Here is a 20,879-nt window from a genome sequence, read left to right as displayed (position 1 = left end):
AAGAGAGGAGAACGAACAGAATGATGAAAATTGGAATTGGCAACGACCATGCGGCAGTCGATATGAAGAATGAAGTGGTGGAATTTCTCAAAGAAAAAGGTTATGAAGTAGTAAATTTCGGCACGGATAAGAAAGAGAGCAGCAATTATCCGGAATACGGCAGGAAGGTGGCGGAGGCGGTCGCCGCAGGGGAGGTTGATCTGGGAATTCTCATCTGCGGAACCGGAGTCGGGATATCCCTTGCAGCCAACAAAGTGAAAGGAATTCGCGCAGTCGTTTGTTCGGAGCCATATTCTGCGAAACTGTCCAGACAGCATAACAATACGAATGTGCTGGCGTTCGGAGCGCGTGTCATCGGCATTGAACTGGCAAAGATGATAATAGAAGAATGGCTGAATGCAGAGTTTATGGGAGGCAGACATCAGGACCGTATCGATATGATAACGGAAATTGAAAATGAAAACGAATAAGATGGTATTAAAAACCGGACCGGAAGAAGCGGCGTGCGACCTTCACGTGCACACGGCATGTTCCGACGGTTCCGCCTCTGTGGAGTATGTGCTGGACTATGCGAAGCGGGCAGGCCTCCGGTACATTGCGGTGACGGATCACGATACATTTGCAGGTTCCCGGAAAGCAAGGGCAGCCGCAGGGCCGGGAGGGCCGGAGGTCATTCCGGGTGCTGAGATATCGGCCCGGGACGATAAGAGGGGCAGAAATGTGCACATGCTCTGTTACTGTCCAAAAGATGAGGACGGCCTGCAGCGCTTTATGGACGGCACACTGAAGAAGAGACGGCAGCAGAAGCTTCAGATGGCCTGGAAGATCAGCAGGCTGTATCCCGGATTCACCGTGGAGGCGGTGGAACAGCAGGCGGCGGAGAGCGAATCGATCTACGAGTGCCATATCATGCAGGTGCTCTGTGATCTCGGATATACGAACACTGCCATCGGACCGCTCATGGAGGAACTCATATCTTCCCGGGGAAGCTGTTACGTGCCAAACAGCTATCCGTCAGCCAGAGCGGCGGCAGAGGCCATAAGAGACGCAGGCGGGATCGCGGTCGTCGCCCATCCCGAACAGTTCGATTCCTTTGCGCTTGTAGAAGAATTGGCGCAAAGCGGCCTCATACAAGGAGTAGAAGTCTGGCACCCAAGAAACTCCGAAGCCGCCAGAACAAGACTCAGACAACTCGCCAGGCAATACGATCTCGCAGAGACCGGCGGAAGCGATTACCACGGCCAATACGCCAAAACCCCCAACCCCCTCGCCAAATGCACCTGCACCCCGCAGCAGGCAGAAAAACTAAAAGAACGCGCAGGCTAAGGCAGAAAAGGGACACACCGCGTCAAAATTTTTTAAACAATAAAATTAAAACCACAATGCAGATCCATCGCATCCCACGCATGGAAAAATACAACCATTGTGGAGAACAGGCGCAGGAACGGAAGCAGAGGGGTTCAGGCCGTCGGAGGGAGCTTAGCCAATCCGTTAGTAAAACAGACACGGTATAGAAAGACCAGAAACTGCACTACAAGTGCAGTTTCTGAGACAGCTGAGACGGGAAATCATCCAGATTTCCCGTTGAATCTGTCGGTGTCTTTCTATACCGTGTCTGTTTTACTTACAGATTGCAAGCGCACCGACCGGCCCGAACCCCTCTGCTTCCGTTCCTGCGCCGTACACCACAACCCATCAACATTTTTTCAAAAAAATTCCCATTTACTGGCAGGAATACGCTCCATCTACGATGAGATCACTCCCTGTCGTATACCCCGACGCATCGGAGGCAAGGTAAAGCACCGGAGGAATAAGTTCTTCCGGTTTTCCCATCCGGCCAAGCGGCATGAGCGGGATCCACGCGTCGATCAATTCCTGCGGCGACAGGTCGACGGACATCGGAGTAGCGATGTAGCCCGGGCTGAGAGAGTTGACCCGGATGCCGTACTGCGCCCACTCGACGGCCAGTGACTTTGTCAGGTGGATGACGCCTGCTTTGGAGGCGTTGTAGGAACACTGCCACTGCGGGATGTTCACGATGGTTCCGGACATGGACGCCATGTTGATGATGCTGCCTTTGATGCCGCGCTCGATCATAATGCGCCCCACAGCCCGCGCCATAATGAATTCTCCTGTCAGGTTTGTATCCACTACCTGACGGAATTCCTCCACGGTCGCCTCCATCGTCGACTGATGCATGCAGATGCCCGCATTGTTGAAAAGTATATCAATAGTTCCGGAGCGCTCCAGGATGGAGGCAAGCGCCTGCTCCACCTGAGGCTCATCTGTGACATCTGCTCTCAGGTCATAAGATTTTCCGCCGTCTTTTTCGATCATACGCACAGTCTCTTCTGCCCCGGAACGTGAGATCACAACGACCTCTGCCCCTGCTTTTGCGAGGCCGCAGGCGATCACCTGGCCGATGCCCCGTCCTCCTCCGGTCACGACGGCTACCTTGCCGTCCAGTCCAAATATATCCTGTAAATACATACTCTCGTCCTCCTTTTTGGTTTTAATCAAGCCAGCCTTCTCTTGGTACTGCATGGAAGGTTTCGGCGAGCGCTTTCAGCTGTTCTTTCGGTATGGTGTTTTTGATGTCCAGATGGGCGATCTTCATATAGATCTGTGCAGCTTTCTCTACAGTCTCTATCAGTCCGAAAGCCTCATCCAGCGTGCGGCCCGTGCCGAAGATGCCGTGATGTGCCCATACGACGAGCCGGCAGTCTTTGATCTTCCGGGCTGTGGCTTCTCCGATATCGTTTGTGCCGGAGACCATCCACGGCACGACGCCCACACCGTCGGGAAATACAACGATGCATTCTGTGATCATCTGCCAGAGCGTGCAAGTGAATTCGCGGTCATCTATGGAGTGCACAAAGGTCATGGCAATGGTGTTTGCAGGATGGCAGTGCATCACGATCCTGTGTTCCGGGTCTGCTTTCAGTCTTGCCATGTGGTTCATAAGGTGGGTGGGGAATTCGCTTGTGGGAAGCGCTCCTCCTTCAAAGCCCCAGAGAAGTTCCAGTTCTGTACCGTTTGAAGCCACGCGGACGATACCGAGATTCTCCTGCGGGTTCCCGGTCACATTTTTGAAGTATTTTCCGGTACCTGTTACGAGAAAAATACGTCCGGCAAGCTCTGCGGCGTCAAACGCTATCGGAATATTGCGGATGACCTGTGAAAGGTCCAGGTATTCTGCGAGTTCCTGTTCGTCAAGAAGCCAGCTTATATTGCCCCCGTTTCTCTCATCCCACCCGAGACGGTACATGTTGGCTGTCATATCACAGATTTCGGTTATGATTGGTGACTCTAATATATTTTTCATATTTGCTCCTCTATGCTTCCCGGACCGGACACCGGGACTGAATTATTTCAACAGTTTCAAAAATTCCCTGTACTTTAAGTTCCACTGGTCCGTATCACGGGGAATATATTCCTTTGTCTCATAAGATGAACGCATGATCTCCTTTGCCTCGTCCAGTGTCTGCGCGGCCCCTGTGGAGATGAGCTGCACTGTGATGTTGCCTATGGCGGTTGCCTCATCCGGACCGGCGATCACCTTGCGGCTGGCCGCGTTGGCAGTGAACTGGCAGAGCATGGACGCCTTGGCGCCTCCCCCCATCATATTGATGACGGGAAGTGATCTGCCGGATATGCGCTCCAGCTGTTCGATCGTCCAGCGAAACTTCATCGCAAGACTTTCATAGATGCAGCGGATGATCTCCCCTGTAGATTCCGGCCGGGAGCCGTAGTGTTCCATGCAGAACTGCTGGATCTTTACCGGCATGTTGCCCGGTTCGTAGAACAGGTCTTCGTCCGGGTCAAAGAGGTAGGCGAACGGTTCGGCGGCTTCGGCGAGACTTCCGAGTTCTTCAAAGGAATAGTCTTTTCCGTGTTCTTTATAGTACCGTTTCGTCTCCTGGATGAACCAGGAACTCATCACGTTGCGGAGCAGGCGGTGATGGCCCTCATAACCGCCCTCATTGGCCAGGTTCACCCGGTAGCCTTCCGGTGTGATGACACAGGAGTCCAGCTCAGTCCCTATGAGCGCCCAGGTGCCGCAGCTTATGAGGGCACAGTCTGATGTGAGCGGAGAGGAGAGGTAGGCCGAGGCCGTATCGTGTTCACACACGACAGACACGGGGAAGCCTTTCGTCTCCATATATTTATTGTAGCTGTCCTGTGTGCGCCCGAGCAGAGTGCCCGGTTTTGTCAGGGTGCCGAACAGGCTGCGCGGAATGGAATAGCTGTCGAGTATTTCCTGGCACCAGTCGTCCTTTTTAAAATCATACAGCTGGCTGACCGAGGAAAGTGTATATTCCGATATTGTCTTTCCGGTCAGAAAATTGATGAGCAGGTCCGGAATAAAAAGCATCTTGTACGCGTTCTTTAATATGTAGTCATGCCCGTCCTCACACATGGCGGCGAGCTGCATGTAAGTGTTGAAGAGCGCGTTCTGGTTGCCGCTTAACCGGTAGAGCTCCTCCCTGGAGAGGCGCCCGTAGATCTTTTCGGCGTGGCGCTGCGTGCGCTTATCCCTGTAACAGCGCACCGGTGTGAGCAGTGCGCCCTTGTCATCGATAAATGCAAAGTCGTTGGAGAAGGAATCGATGGCAAAAGAATCAATGCTGTCTCCGGTCAGTTCGACCGCCTTTTTGATCCCTGTGTTCATTTCTTTATATATATTGATGATGTCCCAGTAAAGACAGTCGTTGATCTGATAGGATACGTTGTCAAACCTGTGTATATTTTCTATGGAAGCTTTGCCGCCGTCGATGGACGCAAGAAAGAGCTTTCCTCCGCTTGCACCCAGGTCAAAAGCCAGTATGTTCAATGTGGAACCTCCTTCCCTCAGCTTGTGATGATCTTTATATTATTCTTGGAAGTGATCGTCCGTATGTTATTGCCGGTCTGAGGTGTATAGTCATATTTATCCGTTACGATATAGTCGATCGCATCGAAGTCAGACAGATAGAACGGCCCGTTGATCTCAAACTTTGTGTGGTCGGCCAGCAGGTACGTCTCTTTTGACTTCGACATTAACGCTTTTTTCGTATCTACCTCGTTGAGGCTGATATCTGTAAGCCGGTTTTCAAGCGTTACGCCTGTACAGGAAATAAAGGACTTGTTCGGGAAGAAATCTTCCGCGCTTTTGATCGTCCTTGTGCCGTAGACCGAATAATTATTACAGTTGTAGAACCCTGCCAGCGATATGAGTGACAGATTGGGATTTTCAAGCTTGGCGGCCTCCAGCAGCACCTTGATCGAGTTTGTGATGATCGTCAGATGTATTTCCCTCGGAATATAGTCCATGAGAAATAAGGTGGTGGAACTGTTGTCTATAAAGATCGTGTCCCGGTTCTCGATAAAGGCGGCCGCCCTCTGGGCGATCATCTTTTTCTCCGGTATATTCCTCACATGCCGGAGCGCAAAGGGATACTCGTTGTTGAGTACCGTGTCGCCGTACTTTGCCGACGCCCCGACCGAGCGGGAATTGCCGTTTGTTATGGCCCCGCCGTGGGTTCTCGTCAGAAGGCCCTCGCTCTCCAGTTCTTTCAGATCCCGCCGTATGGTCTCCTTGGACGTGTGGAGCATATCGGCCAGTATATTGACGCTGACGGAAGACTGGGCTTTCAGCAGGTCTATGATTTTGGCTTTCCTTTCATGGCTGTACATATTTCATACCATCCTTATTTAAGATTTAGATGAGGTTCTTTGTAATGGTACAGAAAGCGTCGCATTCGATTCTCTCCAGCATACTGTAAGCGAGATAGATGCTCGGGCCTGACACAACGACGCCATGCTTTGGCATGATCATTCCGATCGGTTTCTTTTCCGCCAGTTCCCTGTGATCTTCAAAATACTGGTACACATTTCTGCTCAGCTCTTCGGAGTATGCTTTTGTCCATTCGATGCAGCCGACTTCACCGCGCCCCATGGTGGCTTCCGTCACATTCGGGATCGGTTTGCACTGGGCTACGAACGGCATACAGTAGAATGGATGGGCGTGTATCGTGCATTCTATTTCCTTAAAGTTGCTCAGAATGAGAACGTGCATCAGTCCTTCGCGGGAAAGCCTTCCCTCTCCCTCGAGTATGTTCTGGTCATAATCGATCAGAAGAAAATCTTCCGGTTTCATATCACAGTGCTTTTCTTCCGACATAAGCGACGGGGACATGAGAATGCGGTTGTCATCCACACGCACGGCAAAGTTGCCTCCGGCTGCGTTCGTAAGTCTGCGCTCCCACATCAATCGTGCTACGGTTACCATTTCCTGTCTCATTTCATAATAAGATAAATTGCTCATACTTTACTCCTTTACTTTAATATAATCAGCGGATTTTTTCAATTGTTACTTGGTTTTTAAGTTCCGTGGCCCGGCTCGTATCAAAGCCGGCAGACAGCTGTGACTCTGCGGTTGCCGCCGAGACTCCTGTCGCGGTCCGTATAGTCTCTTCCATGTCATATCCCTGGGAAAGGCCGTATACGAAGCCCGCCAGATAGCAGTCGCCGCATCCGATCGTGTTTACGACCTTTACCTGTGGCGGATGCACGCGGAATACGCCTTCCGGTGTTTTGACGATGGAGCCGTCCCCGCCCAGTGATACGGCGGTGATCTCCACACCGTATTTGTCAAGGGAATCGATGGCCCGGATGATGGAAGCGTCATCTTCGGGGATGTCGTAGCCGGCCAGCGTGGAGAGCTCATCCAGATTCGGTTTGATCATATAAGGGGACTCCTGAATGCATTCCTTTAAGGAAGCGCCGCTTGTGTCCAGGAAAAACTTCAGATCCCGTTCCCGGAAGGTGTGCAGGATCTTGTTATATATGGAAGGATCGGGGGAATTGGACGCGTCCCCGGAGAAGATAAGGTAATCTCCCGGCCGGATCACTTCCTTCATAGTCGCCAGAAGTTCGTCGAGTTCCCTCTCCGAAAGTGTGACGCCGGATTCTGCCACGATGGTGCAGTCGGTACTGTCCTCGATGAGCAGATAGTTGGTCCGTGTCTCCTTGCCTTCTTCCATATAATGGTTGAAGCGGACGTCAATTCCGTGACCGGAGAGCATCTGGATGACCTGTCTGCCGTTTTCGCCGTGGCATATGCCGAATGCGTTATTGTTCTGCCCCAGAAGCTTCAGGTTGATGGATACGTGTGTGCCTTTGCCGCCGATGGTGTCTGTCGTCTTCCTGACTCTGTTTGTGACATTCTTTTCCAGCTCTTTCAAGTAGAGGATCCTGTCAATGGCGGGGTTCAGCGTAAGGGTGTGAATCATAACATACTCCTTTCTATGTACATTTAATAAATACCTGTTGAACTGGTGATGTTCAATAGAAGGTAAGAAATTAAGCATAAGATAACACAAAAACAAAAAGAAAACAATAAAAAACAATAAAAAAGTAAAAAAGAACAAATGTATGGCGGTTGACATTATGAACTAAATATGAACAAATATGTAACGAAAGGTGTCTATTTTAACAAAAATCATAAAAAAGTGACTGTCAAAGGACAAAAAAGTGACTTGACAAACAAGGGTCATAATATTATAATTTGTCCTATAATAAGCAAAATGCATAATAAATGCAAAATATTTGTCATAGAATCGTTAAAAATGCTGGGCTCATTTTAAGCTCAAACAAAAACGGTCATAAACAGTAATAAAACAAATATGTAAAACTTGCAAAAATTTGGTAAAAGCTGTGCAGTATATGAAAGGGAGGAAAGAAGAGTGGAGAATATTAAAATGCGTGTCAGCGGAATTAATAAGTCTTTCCCGGGAGTTAAAGCTTTGGACAACATCGATTTTGCAGTCAGGAAAGGGACAGTACATGCCCTTTGCGGCGAGAACGGCGCAGGAAAGTCGACTCTGATGAAAATCATCAACGGACTTTACAAGCCGGACTCAGGACAGATATTCATTGACGAGAAGCCGGTGGAGATCAAAAATCCTATCCAGGCACAAAGCTATGGGATCGCCATGATCGCCCAGGAGCTGAATTACGTTCCTGAGATGTCGATCGAAGAGAATCTGTTTCTCGGAAGGCTGCCGGTAAATAAGATCGGAAAAATAGACTGGAGAAAGGTCCGCAAGGAGACGCTGAGGTTCCTGGAGCAGGAGAAGCTGCCCTATGACCCGGAACAGAAGCTCAAGACGCTCACGGTATCTGACATTCAGATGCTTGAGATCATCAAGGCGATCTCGAATAACGCAGATATTGTTATCATGGATGAGCCGACATCGGCGATCACAAACAGAGAGGTAGAGGTACTGTTTGAGAAGATCGCGGAACTGAAGAGCCGCGGCGTAAGCATTATCTACATATCCCACAAGATGGAAGAAGTGTTCCGCATCGCGGACGATATCACGGTGCTGCGTGACGGTACGGTGGTGGAGACACATCCGGCTTCCGAGCTTGATCTGGATACGGTCATTGCCCTGATGGTAGGCCGGAAGATGGAAAATGTATACCCGAAGGAAGAAGTACCTGTCGGCGAGCCGATACTTGAGATCAAGGATCTGGAGAGCAGAGGGGTATTCAAAGATATCAACTTCTATGCAAAGAAGGGGGAGATCGTTGGATTCGCGGGACTCATGGGAGCGGGACGGACCGAGACCATGCGCGCGATCTTCGGCCTGGACCCGTACGACGGCGGAGAGATCAAGGTGCACGGCAAGCCGGTACATATCAAGAAAGTAAGAGACAGTATCAACAATAAAGTAGTCATGCTGTCAGAAGACAGAAGACGCTATGGAATCGTACCTATAAGAAGCGTTATGGAGAATGCGAGTATTTCCAGTCTTGACAAATTCATCTACGGAGGCAGAAGCCATCCAAGAGAAGAGAAAAAGCTCGTCGGGGAATATTTCGACAAGATGAACGTCAAGACACCTTCGTTAGAGACTGCCATACAGGCGCTTAGCGGCGGTAACCAGCAGAAAGTCCTTCTTGCAAAATGGATGCTCCGGGATCCGGATGTATTGATCCTTGATGAGCCGACAAGAGGTATCGATGTTGGCGCTAAGTTTGAGATATACAGACTGATGACTGAACTTGTCAAAGAAGGGAAGACGGTCATCATGGTTTCGTCAGAACTGCCTGAACTGATCGGAATGTGCGACAGAATCTATGTCATGAACAAAGGAATGATCACAGGATGCCTGAACAGAGACGAGTTCTCACAGGAAACTATTATGAGATTTGCGACAGGCACAGAAAAAGCGGAGGTATAGGAAAATGAATAAAAGTAAATTCAAAAACAGTAAGTTTGTAGAAAAATATTCTATTTTTATTGTGTTGCTGGCAATGTTTATATTATGTGCGGTGCTGAATGAGAATTTCTTGTCCGTAAACAACCTGACAAACGTTGCCCGCCAGCTGTCGGTAGGAACGATCATAGCATACGGAGAAATGCTCCTCGTTATCGCGGGACTGATCGACTTGTCCGTAGGTTCCGTGCTGGCGCTTGCAGGCGTGCTGTCGATCGCCTGTTACCAGTCTACCGGTTCTCTTTTGCTGGCGCTTCTGCTGGCCGTTGTAGTCGGTGTTCTGTGTAACCTTGTGAACGCGGTGCTTGTAACACATTTTGATGTTCCGGCCTTCATTGCCACACTGGCGATGCAGACCATGGCGAGAGGCGCGGCGCTTCTCTATACAAAGGGACAGAACCTGCTTCAGCTGAAAGACTTTACCGTATTCGGACAGGGAAGCGTAGGGCCGATACCGATGCCTATTATATTCATGGTCGTGATCACGATCATCACCTGGTATATCATGAACCACACAAGATACGGACGTTCACTGTATGCCATCGGCGGCAACGAAGGAGCTGCCATCGCATCCGGTATCAATGTTAAGAAGAATAAGTACATCACATACATAATCAACGGTGTGTTTGCCGGAATCGCCGGCGTGCTGTTCATGAGCCGTGTAAATGCGGGTCTGCCAAACGGCGCGGTAGGATACGAGATGGAAGGTCTGACGGCTACGATCGTCGGCGGTACGAGTTTCTCAGGCGGTGTGGGAACGACGATGGGTACTCTTGCAGGTGCGTTTATCATCGGGTTCCTGAACAATATCATGAACCTGACCGGGGTGGATTCCTACGTACAGCAGATAGTCAAAGGCGCCATCATCGCGTTTGCGGTCGTACTGGACATCCGTTCCAAGAATAAGAAGACGAGAAAAGTTATCCTTGTGGCAGATGACGCCAAGAAAGAGGAAGCAAAATAAGACTTTTCTCATTAAAATGAATGCATTAAGTGCAGAACTTTTACAATATGAAAGCAAAAAAAAGGAGGACATTATCTATGAAAAAGAAAGTTATAAGTGTATTACTCTGCGCGGCAATGGTTGCCACAATGGCGATCGGATGCAGCAAATCAGACTCAGGAAGTTCTGATGACAAGAAGGATTCAGGGGACAAAAAAGACAGCTATAAGGTTGCTTATATCGCAAGAGCTCAGTCCGATTCATTCGCGGCATGGCTTGCAAATGAGCTGAAGGCTGAATTTGAGAACTATGACGATATGACACTTGAAGTATTTGACGGCGAAGCAAACGACGAAAAAGAAAACACAATGATCGAGAACGCCATCTCCAGCGGATTTGACGGAATCATCATCCAGGCTAACAACGGCGAGGCCCAGCTTCCTTATATCCAGCAGGTAGTTGACGCAGGGATCCCATGTATCACAACAAACCCACGTGTTGAGTGTGAGGGAACAGGTTCCATCGACGCTGATCCATACGAGCAGGCCAAAGTAAACTGTGAACTCGCAGTTGACCAGATTCCTGAGAACGCAAAAGTTGTTGTTCTGTTAGGACCTGCAGGTAACTTCCACAGCACAGAGAGAAGAAACGCATGGGAGAAAGAATTCTTCGAGAAGAGACCAGACGTTGAGATCCTTGCAGAAGACATTGCAAACTGGAACAAAGACGAAGCTATGTCACTCATGGAAGACTGGGTACAGGCTTACGGCGACATCGACGCAGTTGTATCTATGAATGACAACATGGCGGCAGGCGCGATCGAAGTAGTAAAAGATAATGACAAATTTAAAGATATGCTGGCATACGGCGTTGACGGAACAGCAGAAGCTTGTCTGTTGATCAAAGAAGGCAAAATGACATCTACAGGTTTACAGTCAGCAATCGACCTGGCAAAAATGAACGCAGAGGCAATTCACTCTGTTCTGACAGGCGACAAGAAAATTACTGACATCAACGACAATGTTCCGGCACCATTGATCACAAGTGACAATGTTGACGAATATATCCAGATGTACAAAGACAACGGACAGATTAAAGAATAATAGAATGTCAGTAAATAAAAGTATATTGTAAAAGTAAAAAACTGGCAGGTCTTATGGCTTGCCAGTTTTTATACAAAAAGGTGCGCTGTCTCGCATGCGGGACATTTTATTTAACCTTAAAAAAATCGAGAAATATTTAACGATCCAGGAAGGGACAGGTGATTTGCTATGAAAAACAGAGCGGCTTATATGACAGATTTGGACAAAATGGAGATTCGCGACATCGAGATGCCGAAGGCGGGCGCAAAAGAAGTGCTCGTTGAACTTGAGTATGTGGGGATCTGCGGGTCCGACGTACATTACTTCCATGACGGAAGGTGCGGAGATTACAAAGTAGAGGGCGACTTCATGCTCGGGCATGAGTGTGCCGGTACAGTAGTTGAACTGGGAGAAGGTGTTGAGAATCTTAAAGTAGGTGACAAGGTGGCGCTTGAACCGGGCATTACGTGCGGACAGTGTGAATTCTGTAAGACGGGACGCTACAATCTCTGCCCGGACGTACAGTTTCTGGCAACGCCTCCGGTACAGGGCTGCTATGAGAACTATATCGCATTTCCGGAAAACATGTGCTTCAAGCTTCCGGAAAACATCAGCACAAAAGAGGGCGCGCTCGTGGAACCGCTTTCAGTAGGAATGCATGCGGCCAACCAGGGAGACGTTAAACTCGGCGACTCTGTGGTGATCCTCGGTGCAGGATGCATCGGACTTGTGACGCTGCTTGCGTGCAAGGCCCACGGCGCAACGGATATCACAGTTGTGGACGTGATTCCAAAGCGTCTCGACTATGCGATGAAGCTCGGCGCAACCCGTGTCATTAACGGAAAAGAAGTGAATGCGGTGGAGGAAATGGATAAGCTCACAGGCGGCGCCGGAGTAGACAAAGTATTTGAGACGGCAGGTTCACCGGTCACGATCCAGCAGACGCCGTATATGGTAAAGAACGGCGGAACTATCGTTCTCGTAGGTATTTCCGCGCAGGAGAAGATAGAATATAACTTTGCCAAGATCATGGCGAAAGAGGCAAAGATCGAGTCTGTATTCCGGTACAGAAATATATATCCGCAGGCAATCGCTGCGATCGCGGACGGTATGATCGACGTGTCCGGCATTGTGACACATGAGTTTGACTTTGATGATATCCAGGAAGCGTTTGACTGTGCGATCAACAACAAAGACGAGGTTGTGAAAGCAGTGATCAAGATTAAATAAGTGACAGGTAACGACCATGGAGGATGATAAGAGATGGATTACAGAAATTTTAATGAAGACTTCAGCCTTAAAGGAAAGACAGCTATAGTCACCGGGGCTGCAAGCGGTATTGGTTTTGAGATCGCCAGAATGTATGCGAGAAAAGGCGCCAATGTGGTGAGCTTTGATCTAAGCGAACCGGCAGAGCTTCCGGCGTACATGGAACAGCACGGCGCCGGTTATATGGCATATGCCGGCAACATCACAGAGACAGAGGCGATCGAAGCGTGTGTGGCTCAGACAGTGGAAAGGTTCGGTTCGCTTGATATTCTTGTGAACTGTGCGGGGATCGGAGTTGTAGAAGGCGTGCTTGAGCACGACGAAGCGCTCTGGGATAAAACGCTTGGCATCAACCTGACGGGTACGGTGCGGTTTATGAAGGCTGCCGCGAAAGTGATGAAAGAAAACGGCGGCGGAAAAATCATCAATATGGGATCACAGGCAGGCGTCGTTGCGCTGGAAGGACATCTTACATACGGCTGCGCCAAGGCGGCGGTCATCTATGCCACAAAACAGTTTGCAATGGAAATGGCCCAATACAATATCAATGTCAACGCCATCTCGCCAACGATCATCCTCACTCCTATGGGCGAAGAAAACTGGAACAATGAGCGGGGAGAGGAATTCAAAAAGAAGATACCGGCCCACCGCTTCGGGTATCCCGAAGAAGTGGCGGCGTGCGCGGTATTCCTGGCAAGTGATGCGGCAAGTCTCATCAATGGGGCGAACCTGGTAATTGACGGTGGATTTACAATCTGCTAAAGGTAAATGACTTAATCAGACGGAGGTTCTTAAGATGGAAGAAAAGAGAGTGAAAGAACTGGCATTGACAGCGGCAAAGATAAGGAGAAAGGCGCTCGAGGCGATCGAGGCGGCCCACTCCGGACACGTAGGCGGTTCTTTTTCAGTGGCAGACATACTGGCAGTTTTATACTTTGAGAAGATGCATATTGAGCCATCAGACCCGAAGAATCCGGACCGTGACAGGTTCGTGTTATCCAAAGGACACTGTACGCCGACGATGTACGCGACGCTGGCGCTCAGAGGATATTTCCCGGTGGATGACCTTATGACATTTCGAAACGTAGACAGTTATCTCTCCGGCCATGTGGAGATGACGAAAGTTCCGGGCGTGGATATGTCGGCAGGCTCCCTCGGCCAGGGGTTATCTGCTGCTGTCGGCATGGCGCTTTGCGGCAAGGTGGACAAAAAAGATTACCGCGTATTTGCTGCGCTGGGCGACGGTGAGATCCAGGAAGGGCAAGTTTGGGAAGCTGCCATGGCGGCAGGAAATTACGGACTTGACAATCTGACTGTGTTTGTGGATAACAATAACCTGCAGATCGACGGTACGGTGGAAGAAGTAATGTCTCCTTACCCGATCGAGGATAAATTCCGGGCATTTAAGTGGAATGTGATCACCATTGACGGTCATGACCACGGGCAGATCGCGCGCGCGGTCGACGAGGCGGCGGATGTAAAAGGCAGGCCGACGGTGGTTGTCGCAAAGACAGTAAAAGGAAAAGGTGTGTCATTTATGGAAAACAATGTAAAATTCCACGGCAGCACCCCGACAGAAGAACAGTTCAGTCAGGCATTTAGTGAGATAGATGCAGTTATCGCATCACTGGAGGTGTAATCATGGGAAATGTAGTATCAACGAGAGAAGCTTATGGGAGAGCTCTGTGTGAATTCGGGGCTGACGAGAAGATAATGGTATTTGACGCAGACCTTACGATCTGTACGATGTCCTGCTATTTTGCCGAGAAGTATCCGGAACGTTTCTTTAACGCGGGCATCGCGGAGTGCAACATGGCCGGTATGGCTGCCGGCGCCGCGGCATCCGGAAAGACAGCGTTCTGCCATACATTTGCCATGTTTGCGGCGGGAAGGATCTATGACCAGGTAAGGAATTCTATCGCATACCCGGGGCTGAACGTTAAAGTTGTAGGTACACATGCAGGCTTGTCGGTTGGTGAGGACGGAGCGACACATCAGTGTATCGAGGATCTGAGTCTCATGCGCACGATCCCGGGGATGACAGTTATCTGCCCAAGTGATGCAAACGAGACGCGGGAAGCCGTAAAGGCAATGATAGGTTATAACGGACCGTGTTATCTGCGGCTCGGACGCTCCGGCGTGGAGTGTGTGACAGACAGTGCGGACGGCTATAAGTTTGAACTCGGAAAAGGGGTCCAGTTAAAAGACGGCGGTGACGTGACGGTCATTGCCACAGGCCTTATGGTGCAGGAAGCGCTGAAAGCGGCTGCGCTTCTGAAAGAGGAAGGGATAGAGGCGAGAGTCATTGACCTTCACACGATCAAGCCGATAGATAAAGAGATCATTGTAAAGGCTGCAAAAGAGACCGGCGCGATCGTGACGACAGAAGAGCACAATATCATCGGCGGGCTCGGCGCGGCGGTGTCGGAAGTCATAGGAGAAACGTGCCCGGTACCGGTCGTAAAACACGGTGTGGAAGACGTGTTCGGACATTCCGGAACTGCGGAGGCGCTCATGGTGAAATACGGCCTGACGCCGGAGAAGTTAGCTGCAAAAGCAAAAGAAGCAATTGCTCTGAAAAATAGAAAGTAGGTGTCCAATATGGAAATGATGAAAGCAAATGTGTACGACAGGCCCGGCCACTGTGAGATCACGGAAGTGCCGGTTCCGGAGACAGCGCCTCACCAGGTGCTCATAAAAGTGATGTCCTGCGGAATATGCAAAGGCGCCGACGTGGCGCTGGCAGGCGGAGGATTTCTGGCAGAGTTCCCGCTGCTTAACGGACATGAATTTGCGGGATATGTATGCAAGGTAGGAAGTGACGTCAAGACGTTTAAGGTAGGAGACCGTGTGACGGCCGATAATACAGTGCTGTGCGATGACTGCTATTACTGCAGAAAAGACGAGCCGCTCTACTGTGAGAACTTCTACTCACTTGGATGCAACGGCCCGGGAGGCTTTGCGGAGTATGTCGTTGTCAATGCGGACAAAGTATTCCCGATCAGTGACAATCTGTCCTTTAATGAGGCGATATTTGCCGAGCCTACGGCATGTGCCGTTCATTCCATGGACCGTGTCCAGGTTCAGTTCGGGGATGACGTGCTCGTGTACGGATGCGGGCCTACAGGGATCATTCTGATCCAGCTGCTGATGCATTCCAATGCAAACCGGGTAGTAGTCTGCGGACCGAGCCAGGATAAGCTGGATATATTGAAAAAGTACGGATGCAAAGAAACGATCCTCATGGACAGAAACGACCCGGGCGTGCATGAGGCAAAGCTCAGGGAGATCGCTCCAAAGGGATTTGACGTGCTCGTAGATACGACGGCAAATGTAGATGTCATGGAGAGTATGATCAAGTTCGGCAAGATGGGAGCCAAGTTTATGATGTTCGCCATGCCGCATGCCGGTGCGAAATGGGCCATTGACCCGGAGTATTGGTATCTTCACGAGATACAGCTCATTCCGACGTGGGCGCAGACACACTGCTTTGGGCGGGCGCTGGAATATCTGGAGTCGGGCAAAGTGCAGGTGAAGGACCTTGTGACACACGAGATGCCGCTTGACGATTACGACAAAGGCATCGCGCTGGCCGCAAAAGGCGGGCCGGGGACATTGAAGGTGATCCTGCATCCAAACGTTGAGGAGTAATATCTTTATTCCGCGAGCGGCGGTAGTGCGAGTGATTCATGACGGGGATTTGCTTACCGATTTCGTTCGCCTCCTTTCCTGAAGGACAAAAAAATGTCCTTTTACTATTCCGTACATTTTTAGGGCAAAACGATGCCCCCTTCGGCAAAAGTTCATAGAAAACTAACAAAGCCACCACGGTTTACAAACCGTGGTGGCTTTTCTGAAACGTATTCGGTTATGGCAGGAATTGATACCCTATGCACTTCTCCTGCGATAGCGCAGCAGGGAGGCGCAGCCTGCCAGCGCCGAAAGCATCAGAAGAAGATAGGGCCGCGGGTCAAAGAGGTCGCCGGTTTGAGGGTTGCCGGGGGCTGCCTTGTCGTACGGTGTAGATGGCGGCTGCAGCGTCGTGGCAGCGTTCACCGTCAAAGCCGCGGCTTCAGATGTGATATCCGGGCCATAACCCCCGGTGTTGGACGCCACGCACTGGAACCGAAGCCTGTTTTGCTCCTGCTGCAAATTGTCGATGACCAGCATATCGGTGGCTGTGCCCGCATACCCGCCGCCGTCCGCAAGATTCGCCCAGTTTATGCCATCGGCCGACCACTGCCACTGGAAAGCGAGCGGCGCCCCATTCACCCCAAACGCGAAGGTCACGGTTTCTCCCACTCTTCCTGATTGCTCGGACGGCTGGGCTGCAATCTCCGGGCCGAAGGCTTCCGCAAATCTCCAGGTTGCAAAGTCGCTTTCACCAAACGTCCCCGGCGTGTATCTCATGCCGCCTCGCGGGTAATACAGTGTGCCGCCCTCGGTTACGCCGGTGAAAGCATTGATCCCCACGCCGGGCGCTGCCGTGCCGTAAAACATCAGCATGTCCAGGCTGCCGCAGCCATAGAACATAAGGTCAGAGATCCCCGCAGCAGAGGACAGTTTTACCACTTTGATGGAGGTGCAGTTTTGAAAGGCACTTCTGCCATAGGTGTTATTTGCATAATCACTGAGATCGATCACACCCGTCTCTGCTGGATTGTCACCCACAGACAGAGTGGTAAGGCTGTCGCAGCCAAAGAACATGCCGATAGAAATCGCTACATCAGCGGGCAGTTTTACCTTTTTGATTGAAGTGCAGCCGAAGAAAGCCCCAGAGCCACAGGTGTTTTTTGCATAATGACTGAGGTCGATCACGTCCGTCTCTGCTGGGTTGTCACCCACAGAAAGGGTGGTAAGGCTTTTACAGCCATCGAATATGTTGTTAGAAATCGTTATGGTAGCGGACAGCTTTACCACTTTGATGGAGGTGCAGCCCTGGAAGGCAGAATTACCGCAGGTTGCAGAAAAGGCGGACAGATCGATCACACCCTGTCTGCCTGGATTGTCACCCACAGACAGAGTAGTAAGGCTGTCGCAGCCAAAGAACATTTTGTCATAAATCGCCACATCAGCGGGCAGCTTTACCTTTTTGATGGAGGTGCAGCCCTGGAAGACACCACTGCCGTAGATTTGGGTAAAGCCGGTCAGGTCGATCACGTTCGTCTCTGCCGGGTTGTTACCCACAGACAGGGTGGCAAGGTTCTTACAGCCATAGAACATGTTGTTAGAAATCGCCACATCAGCGGGCAGTTTTACCTTTTTAATGGAGGTGCAGCCCTGGAAGGCACTGCTGTGGTAGGTTTTGGTAAAGCCGGTCAGGTTGATCACATCCGTCTTTAATGGATTGTCGCCCACAGACAGGGCGGCAAGGTTCTTACAGTAAGAGAACATATCCTCAGAAATCGCTACATCAGCGGGCAATTTTACCATTTTGATGGAGGTGCAGTAACGGAAAGAACGACCACCGTTGGTTGCGGTAAAGCCGGTCAGATCGATCACATCCGTCTTTAATGGATTGTCACCCACAGACAGGGTGGCAAGGTTCTCACAGCCATAGAACATGTTGTCAGAAATCGCTACGGCAGAGGGCAGCTTTACTTTTGTGATAGAAGTGCAGTAACTGAAAGAACGATCACCGTAGGTTTTGATAAAGCCGGTCAGATCGATCACGTTCGGCTCGCCTGTATTGCCTGCCACAGACAGGGTGGCAAGGTTCTCACAGTGAGAAAACATGCCGTTAGAAATCGCCACATCAGCGGGCAGGCGCACTTTCTCCACGCCGCTAAAGGAAAACGCACCATCCCTAAACGAGGCCGCTCCGGACAAATCGATGACGCCCTCCTCTTTAAAAGGATTCGTATTCGCGGGGCCGCACACCAGGGTTTTCAGGCTGGAGCAGCCAGAGAACATCTCGTATGAAACCTGCACACTCTCCGGCAGACGCACTTTCTCCACGTCGCTGCTTAAAAACGCATACGCCCCAAACCTACCTGTAAAGTTCCCCAAATCTAGTTCGGTCACATTTGGGAAGGTCTCTCCAAAATAAACCCCATCGTCGCTCGTCCATACGCTGCCGGTGGTTTTCATGGTTATTGTCAGGGTGGTAATCTCGTCGTATGGCAGCGAAGTAAGCTGCGCCTCTACCGCGGCCTTAAAAGAATTATAGCCGGTCAGATCCACCGTTGCGGTTACGGGTTGTTTTTCCCGTGCGCCGTTCCTCGCCGCAAAGCCCGTGATGACCCGCGCTTCGCCCGCCTGCTGTTCAGAGGTTATAATGTCGGGGGCCCCTTCGGATGCTTCTGTCAGCGTGACGGTGATTGTGGGCGGCTGCACGCCTTCGCCCAGCGGGAACGGCAGTTCCCCCAGCGCGGGGATAAAGATGTAGCTGCCCGCCGCAGCCGCATCGTAGCCCTCGCAGACCCAGCTTTCCACGGGTACGGCAACAGGTTCCTCTGTGACGACGCCCGGCCCGCCGGCCGTGGTGGTAAGTGACTTCGGCAGGGCCAGCGCCTCCCGCGCCGTGCCCACCGTGGCGGTGATTCCCTTCACCTCCGCAAACGCTGTGATGCAGCCTGCAGACGCGCTATCCGCTCCGGTGGCAAACACCGTGGCCGGCATGAGCGAGAACAGCATCATCACCGCCATCAGCGATGCCAGTATACTTTTCCTTGTTTTTTTCATGTAGATCCCTCCTTAGTCAAAACGGATGAAACTGTTTCGATCTGCCGCATCCGCCGGTAAAAGGGCGTGCCCGCGGGAGAACTGCCGGCGCCCTGCCATATCCTATTCTATAATTAAGAACAGTATAGCACACCAAAATGCAAACTGGAATAGAAGATTTAGTAAGAAAAAAGTTGACGCTTTTTGCTTTTCCGTTCACTTGGCATAAGTCGGTTTTTGAGGGGGTTAGGGAGAAATAATGATGTGGTTGACGGTGGGAAAAGCGGTATGGTGCGGAGAGGGCTGATGTAAAGATATAATTATATGAATAATTAAATTAATATTTTTAATTTAATTAATAATTAGACATAGTAATATATTAAATACAGAATTGTGCTGAATTACAAATAAGTAGGCAGATATTTGTAATGGGGTATATTGTGAAAGTTATGACATAATGATATCCTTTGTTTAACAAAAAGCAGCGGGGCTATTGCAAAAATAAGTTTGCAATAGCCATTTTTTTACCCGGATGTTTTTGTATACGGGCAGCAGGCTGCGTTTTGCCGGTAACCAGCAGATGTTTAAAAATGGAGGTGTATTGTATGTCACGTATGTACGAAATCGAATTAAGTAAAGCTGCGGAGGTCTTGATCAGGGAGACGTGTAAGCTGAAGGAAGGCGAGACGCTTGTGCTGACGGCTGATACGGAGAGTGATCTGCGTCTTGTGACGGAGGTTGCCAAGGCTGCTTTCGCGGTGGGCGGTAAACCTATGGTCATCTGGACGGCCTCTCCTCTTGGCCCCGGACAGATGGTGGACGGATTTCTGCCTTCGGAGTCCATACTGGGGGCGCTGTTGAAAGCGGATGCATGGCTTGAGTTCAACCGGGAATATTTTCTCTATTCCAAAACGTATGAAGAAGCGGTGCGGGGGAATCCGAAACTAAGATATCTGGCGCTTCCGGGAACGACGACGGATGTATTTGTCCGTCTGTACGGAAGGGTAGACCAGCGGGCATTGAGAGACTTTGTTGAGCTGGTGGCGGAGAAGACAAAGAAGGCAAAGCATATCCGTATGACATCTGAGCTGGGACAGGATATTGAATTTGACAATAACCCGGACTGGCCGGTACGCGGTGAGACGGGCTACTGGGATAAGCCGGGAACGACGATGCTCAGCGGCCAGATCGCCTGGACACCGATACTTGACAGTATTAACGGAGTGCTTGTATTTGACGCGTCTCTCGTCCCGCAGATCGGCGTGCTGACGGCGCCGGTGAAGGTGTATATTGAAAAAGGCGTTATCGTAAAGGTTGACGGAGGAAGAGCAGGAAAAGAGTGGGAGGATAACTTGAGAAGCTTTAACCATCCACAGATGCTGCGTCCTGCGCACGTATGCTATGGCTTCCATCCGGGAGCAAAAATCAGCGGCCAGAACGGGGAAGACGAAAGAGTATGGGGCTGCACCCAATGGGGCTTCGGCGCCATCGGAAGCTTCCTCGCGCCGCCGGACGGTGTACCGGCGCCGTCACATACAGACGGCATTACGCTGAACACATCTGTATGGCTCGACGGAGTACAGATCACAGATAAAGGCAAGGTCATCGATCCGGAGCTTAACAAACTGGCTGAAAAGCTTGGGAAATAGTCTGCAC

18 protein-coding genes are annotated in these 20,879 nt (G+C 50.6%); 11 read left to right on the top strand and 7 right to left on the bottom strand.

Going from position 1 to position 20,879, the window contains the following annotated elements; translation table 11 throughout:
* The first annotated feature begins 23 nt into the window (after nucleotides 1-23).
* Both rpiB and LAJLEIBI_RS15740 read left to right on the top strand, forming a co-directional pair.
* Complete coding sequence (rpiB, locus tag LAJLEIBI_RS15745) at nucleotides 24-470, top strand: ribose 5-phosphate isomerase B (protein WP_040435537.1); 447 nt, start codon at nucleotides 24-26, stop codon at nucleotides 468-470.
* The gene (locus tag LAJLEIBI_RS15740; RefSeq protein WP_006443133.1) at nucleotides 457-1,326 is read left to right on the top strand and encodes a PHP domain-containing protein; all 870 of its coding nucleotides are present in this window, start codon (nucleotides 457-459) and stop codon (nucleotides 1,324-1,326) included. Before rpiB ends, LAJLEIBI_RS15740 begins: the two co-directional genes overlap by 14 nt.
* 396 nt (nucleotides 1,327-1,722) lie before the next feature.
* Here LAJLEIBI_RS15740 and LAJLEIBI_RS15735 read toward each other — a convergent pair whose 3' ends face one another.
* From LAJLEIBI_RS15735 to LAJLEIBI_RS15710, 6 genes are read right to left on the bottom strand one after another with little or no spacing between them, the layout of a single operon-like run.
* On the bottom strand, nucleotides 1,723-2,490 hold the full coding sequence (locus LAJLEIBI_RS15735) for an SDR family oxidoreductase (RefSeq protein WP_040435027.1): 768 nt from the start codon (nucleotides 2,488-2,490) through the stop codon (nucleotides 1,723-1,725).
* A 22-nt stretch (nucleotides 2,491-2,512) separates the two neighbouring features.
* Complete coding sequence (gene rhaD / locus LAJLEIBI_RS15730) at nucleotides 2,513-3,325, bottom strand: rhamnulose-1-phosphate aldolase (protein ID WP_006443131.1); 813 nt, start codon at nucleotides 3,323-3,325, stop codon at nucleotides 2,513-2,515.
* 42 nt (nucleotides 3,326-3,367) lie between these two features.
* A complete protein-coding gene (locus LAJLEIBI_RS15725; RefSeq protein WP_006443130.1) occupies nucleotides 3,368-4,834 on the bottom strand; it encodes a rhamnulokinase in 1,467 nt (488 codons plus the stop codon).
* A gap of 17 nt (nucleotides 4,835-4,851) precedes the next feature.
* Nucleotides 4,852-5,676, bottom strand: coding sequence for a DeoR/GlpR family DNA-binding transcription regulator (locus LAJLEIBI_RS15720; RefSeq protein ID WP_006443129.1), 825 nt, complete (start codon nucleotides 5,674-5,676; stop codon nucleotides 4,852-4,854).
* Between the two features lie 25 nt (nucleotides 5,677-5,701).
* On the bottom strand, nucleotides 5,702-6,307 hold the full coding sequence (locus LAJLEIBI_RS15715) for a class II aldolase/adducin family protein (protein ID WP_040435025.1): 606 nt from the start codon (nucleotides 6,305-6,307) through the stop codon (nucleotides 5,702-5,704).
* A gap of 25 nt (nucleotides 6,308-6,332) precedes the next feature.
* Nucleotides 6,333-7,274, bottom strand: coding sequence for a 1-phosphofructokinase family hexose kinase (locus LAJLEIBI_RS15710; RefSeq protein WP_147570489.1), 942 nt, complete (start codon nucleotides 7,272-7,274; stop codon nucleotides 6,333-6,335).
* 453 nt (nucleotides 7,275-7,727) lie between these two features.
* On the opposite strand from LAJLEIBI_RS15710, the gene LAJLEIBI_RS15705 reads away from it, so the two are divergent.
* From LAJLEIBI_RS15705 to LAJLEIBI_RS15670, 8 genes are all read left to right on the top strand, one after another.
* The gene (locus LAJLEIBI_RS15705; protein ID WP_040435020.1) at nucleotides 7,728-9,230 is read left to right on the top strand and encodes a sugar ABC transporter ATP-binding protein; all 1,503 of its coding nucleotides are present in this window, start codon (nucleotides 7,728-7,730) and stop codon (nucleotides 9,228-9,230) included.
* A gap of 4 nt (nucleotides 9,231-9,234) precedes the next feature.
* A complete protein-coding gene (locus LAJLEIBI_RS15700) occupies nucleotides 9,235-10,230 on the top strand; it encodes an ABC transporter permease (protein ID WP_006443124.1) in 996 nt (331 codons plus the stop codon).
* A gap of 77 nt (nucleotides 10,231-10,307) precedes the next feature.
* Entirely contained in the window at nucleotides 10,308-11,312 is a 1,005-nt protein-coding gene (locus tag LAJLEIBI_RS15695; protein ID WP_040435019.1) for a sugar ABC transporter substrate-binding protein, read from the top strand.
* A 168-nt stretch (nucleotides 11,313-11,480) separates the two neighbouring features.
* Nucleotides 11,481-12,521 (top strand): NAD(P)-dependent alcohol dehydrogenase, encoded by a 1,041-nt coding sequence (locus LAJLEIBI_RS15690; protein WP_006443122.1) that lies wholly within the window; start codon nucleotides 11,481-11,483, stop codon nucleotides 12,519-12,521.
* 33 nt (nucleotides 12,522-12,554) lie between these two features.
* A complete protein-coding gene (locus LAJLEIBI_RS15685) occupies nucleotides 12,555-13,322 on the top strand; it encodes a GolD/DthD family dehydrogenase (protein WP_006443121.1) in 768 nt (255 codons plus the stop codon).
* 34 nt (nucleotides 13,323-13,356) lie between these two features.
* A complete protein-coding gene (locus LAJLEIBI_RS15680) occupies nucleotides 13,357-14,199 on the top strand; it encodes a transketolase (RefSeq protein WP_006443120.1) in 843 nt (280 codons plus the stop codon).
* 2 nt (nucleotides 14,200-14,201) lie between these two features.
* On the top strand, nucleotides 14,202-15,152 hold the full coding sequence (locus tag LAJLEIBI_RS15675) for a transketolase family protein (protein WP_006443119.1): 951 nt from the start codon (nucleotides 14,202-14,204) through the stop codon (nucleotides 15,150-15,152).
* Nucleotides 15,153-15,161: 9 nt separating this feature from the next.
* Nucleotides 15,162-16,211 carry a zinc-dependent alcohol dehydrogenase family protein gene (locus LAJLEIBI_RS15670; RefSeq protein ID WP_006443118.1) on the top strand — a complete coding sequence of 350 codons (1,050 nt, stop codon included), beginning with the start codon at nucleotides 15,162-15,164 and terminating at the stop codon, nucleotides 16,209-16,211.
* A 237-nt stretch (nucleotides 16,212-16,448) separates the two neighbouring features.
* Here LAJLEIBI_RS15670 and LAJLEIBI_RS15665 read toward each other — a convergent pair whose 3' ends face one another.
* A complete protein-coding gene (locus LAJLEIBI_RS15665) occupies nucleotides 16,449-19,244 on the bottom strand; it encodes a leucine-rich repeat protein (RefSeq protein ID WP_006443117.1) in 2,796 nt (931 codons plus the stop codon).
* Nucleotides 19,245-19,828: 584 nt separating this feature from the next.
* Here LAJLEIBI_RS15665 and LAJLEIBI_RS15660 point away from each other — a divergent pair.
* Entirely contained in the window at nucleotides 19,829-20,872 is a 1,044-nt protein-coding gene (locus LAJLEIBI_RS15660; RefSeq protein ID WP_040435018.1) for a 2,5-dihydroxypyridine 5,6-dioxygenase NicX family protein, read from the top strand.
* The last annotated feature ends 7 nt before the right edge of the window (nucleotides 20,873-20,879 follow it).

This window comes from [Clostridium] hylemonae DSM 15053, assembly GCF_008281175.1.
Lineage (GTDB): Bacteria > Bacillota > Clostridia > Lachnospirales > Lachnospiraceae > Extibacter > Extibacter hylemonae.
This window is presented reverse-complemented; position numbering and strand designations above follow the sequence as displayed.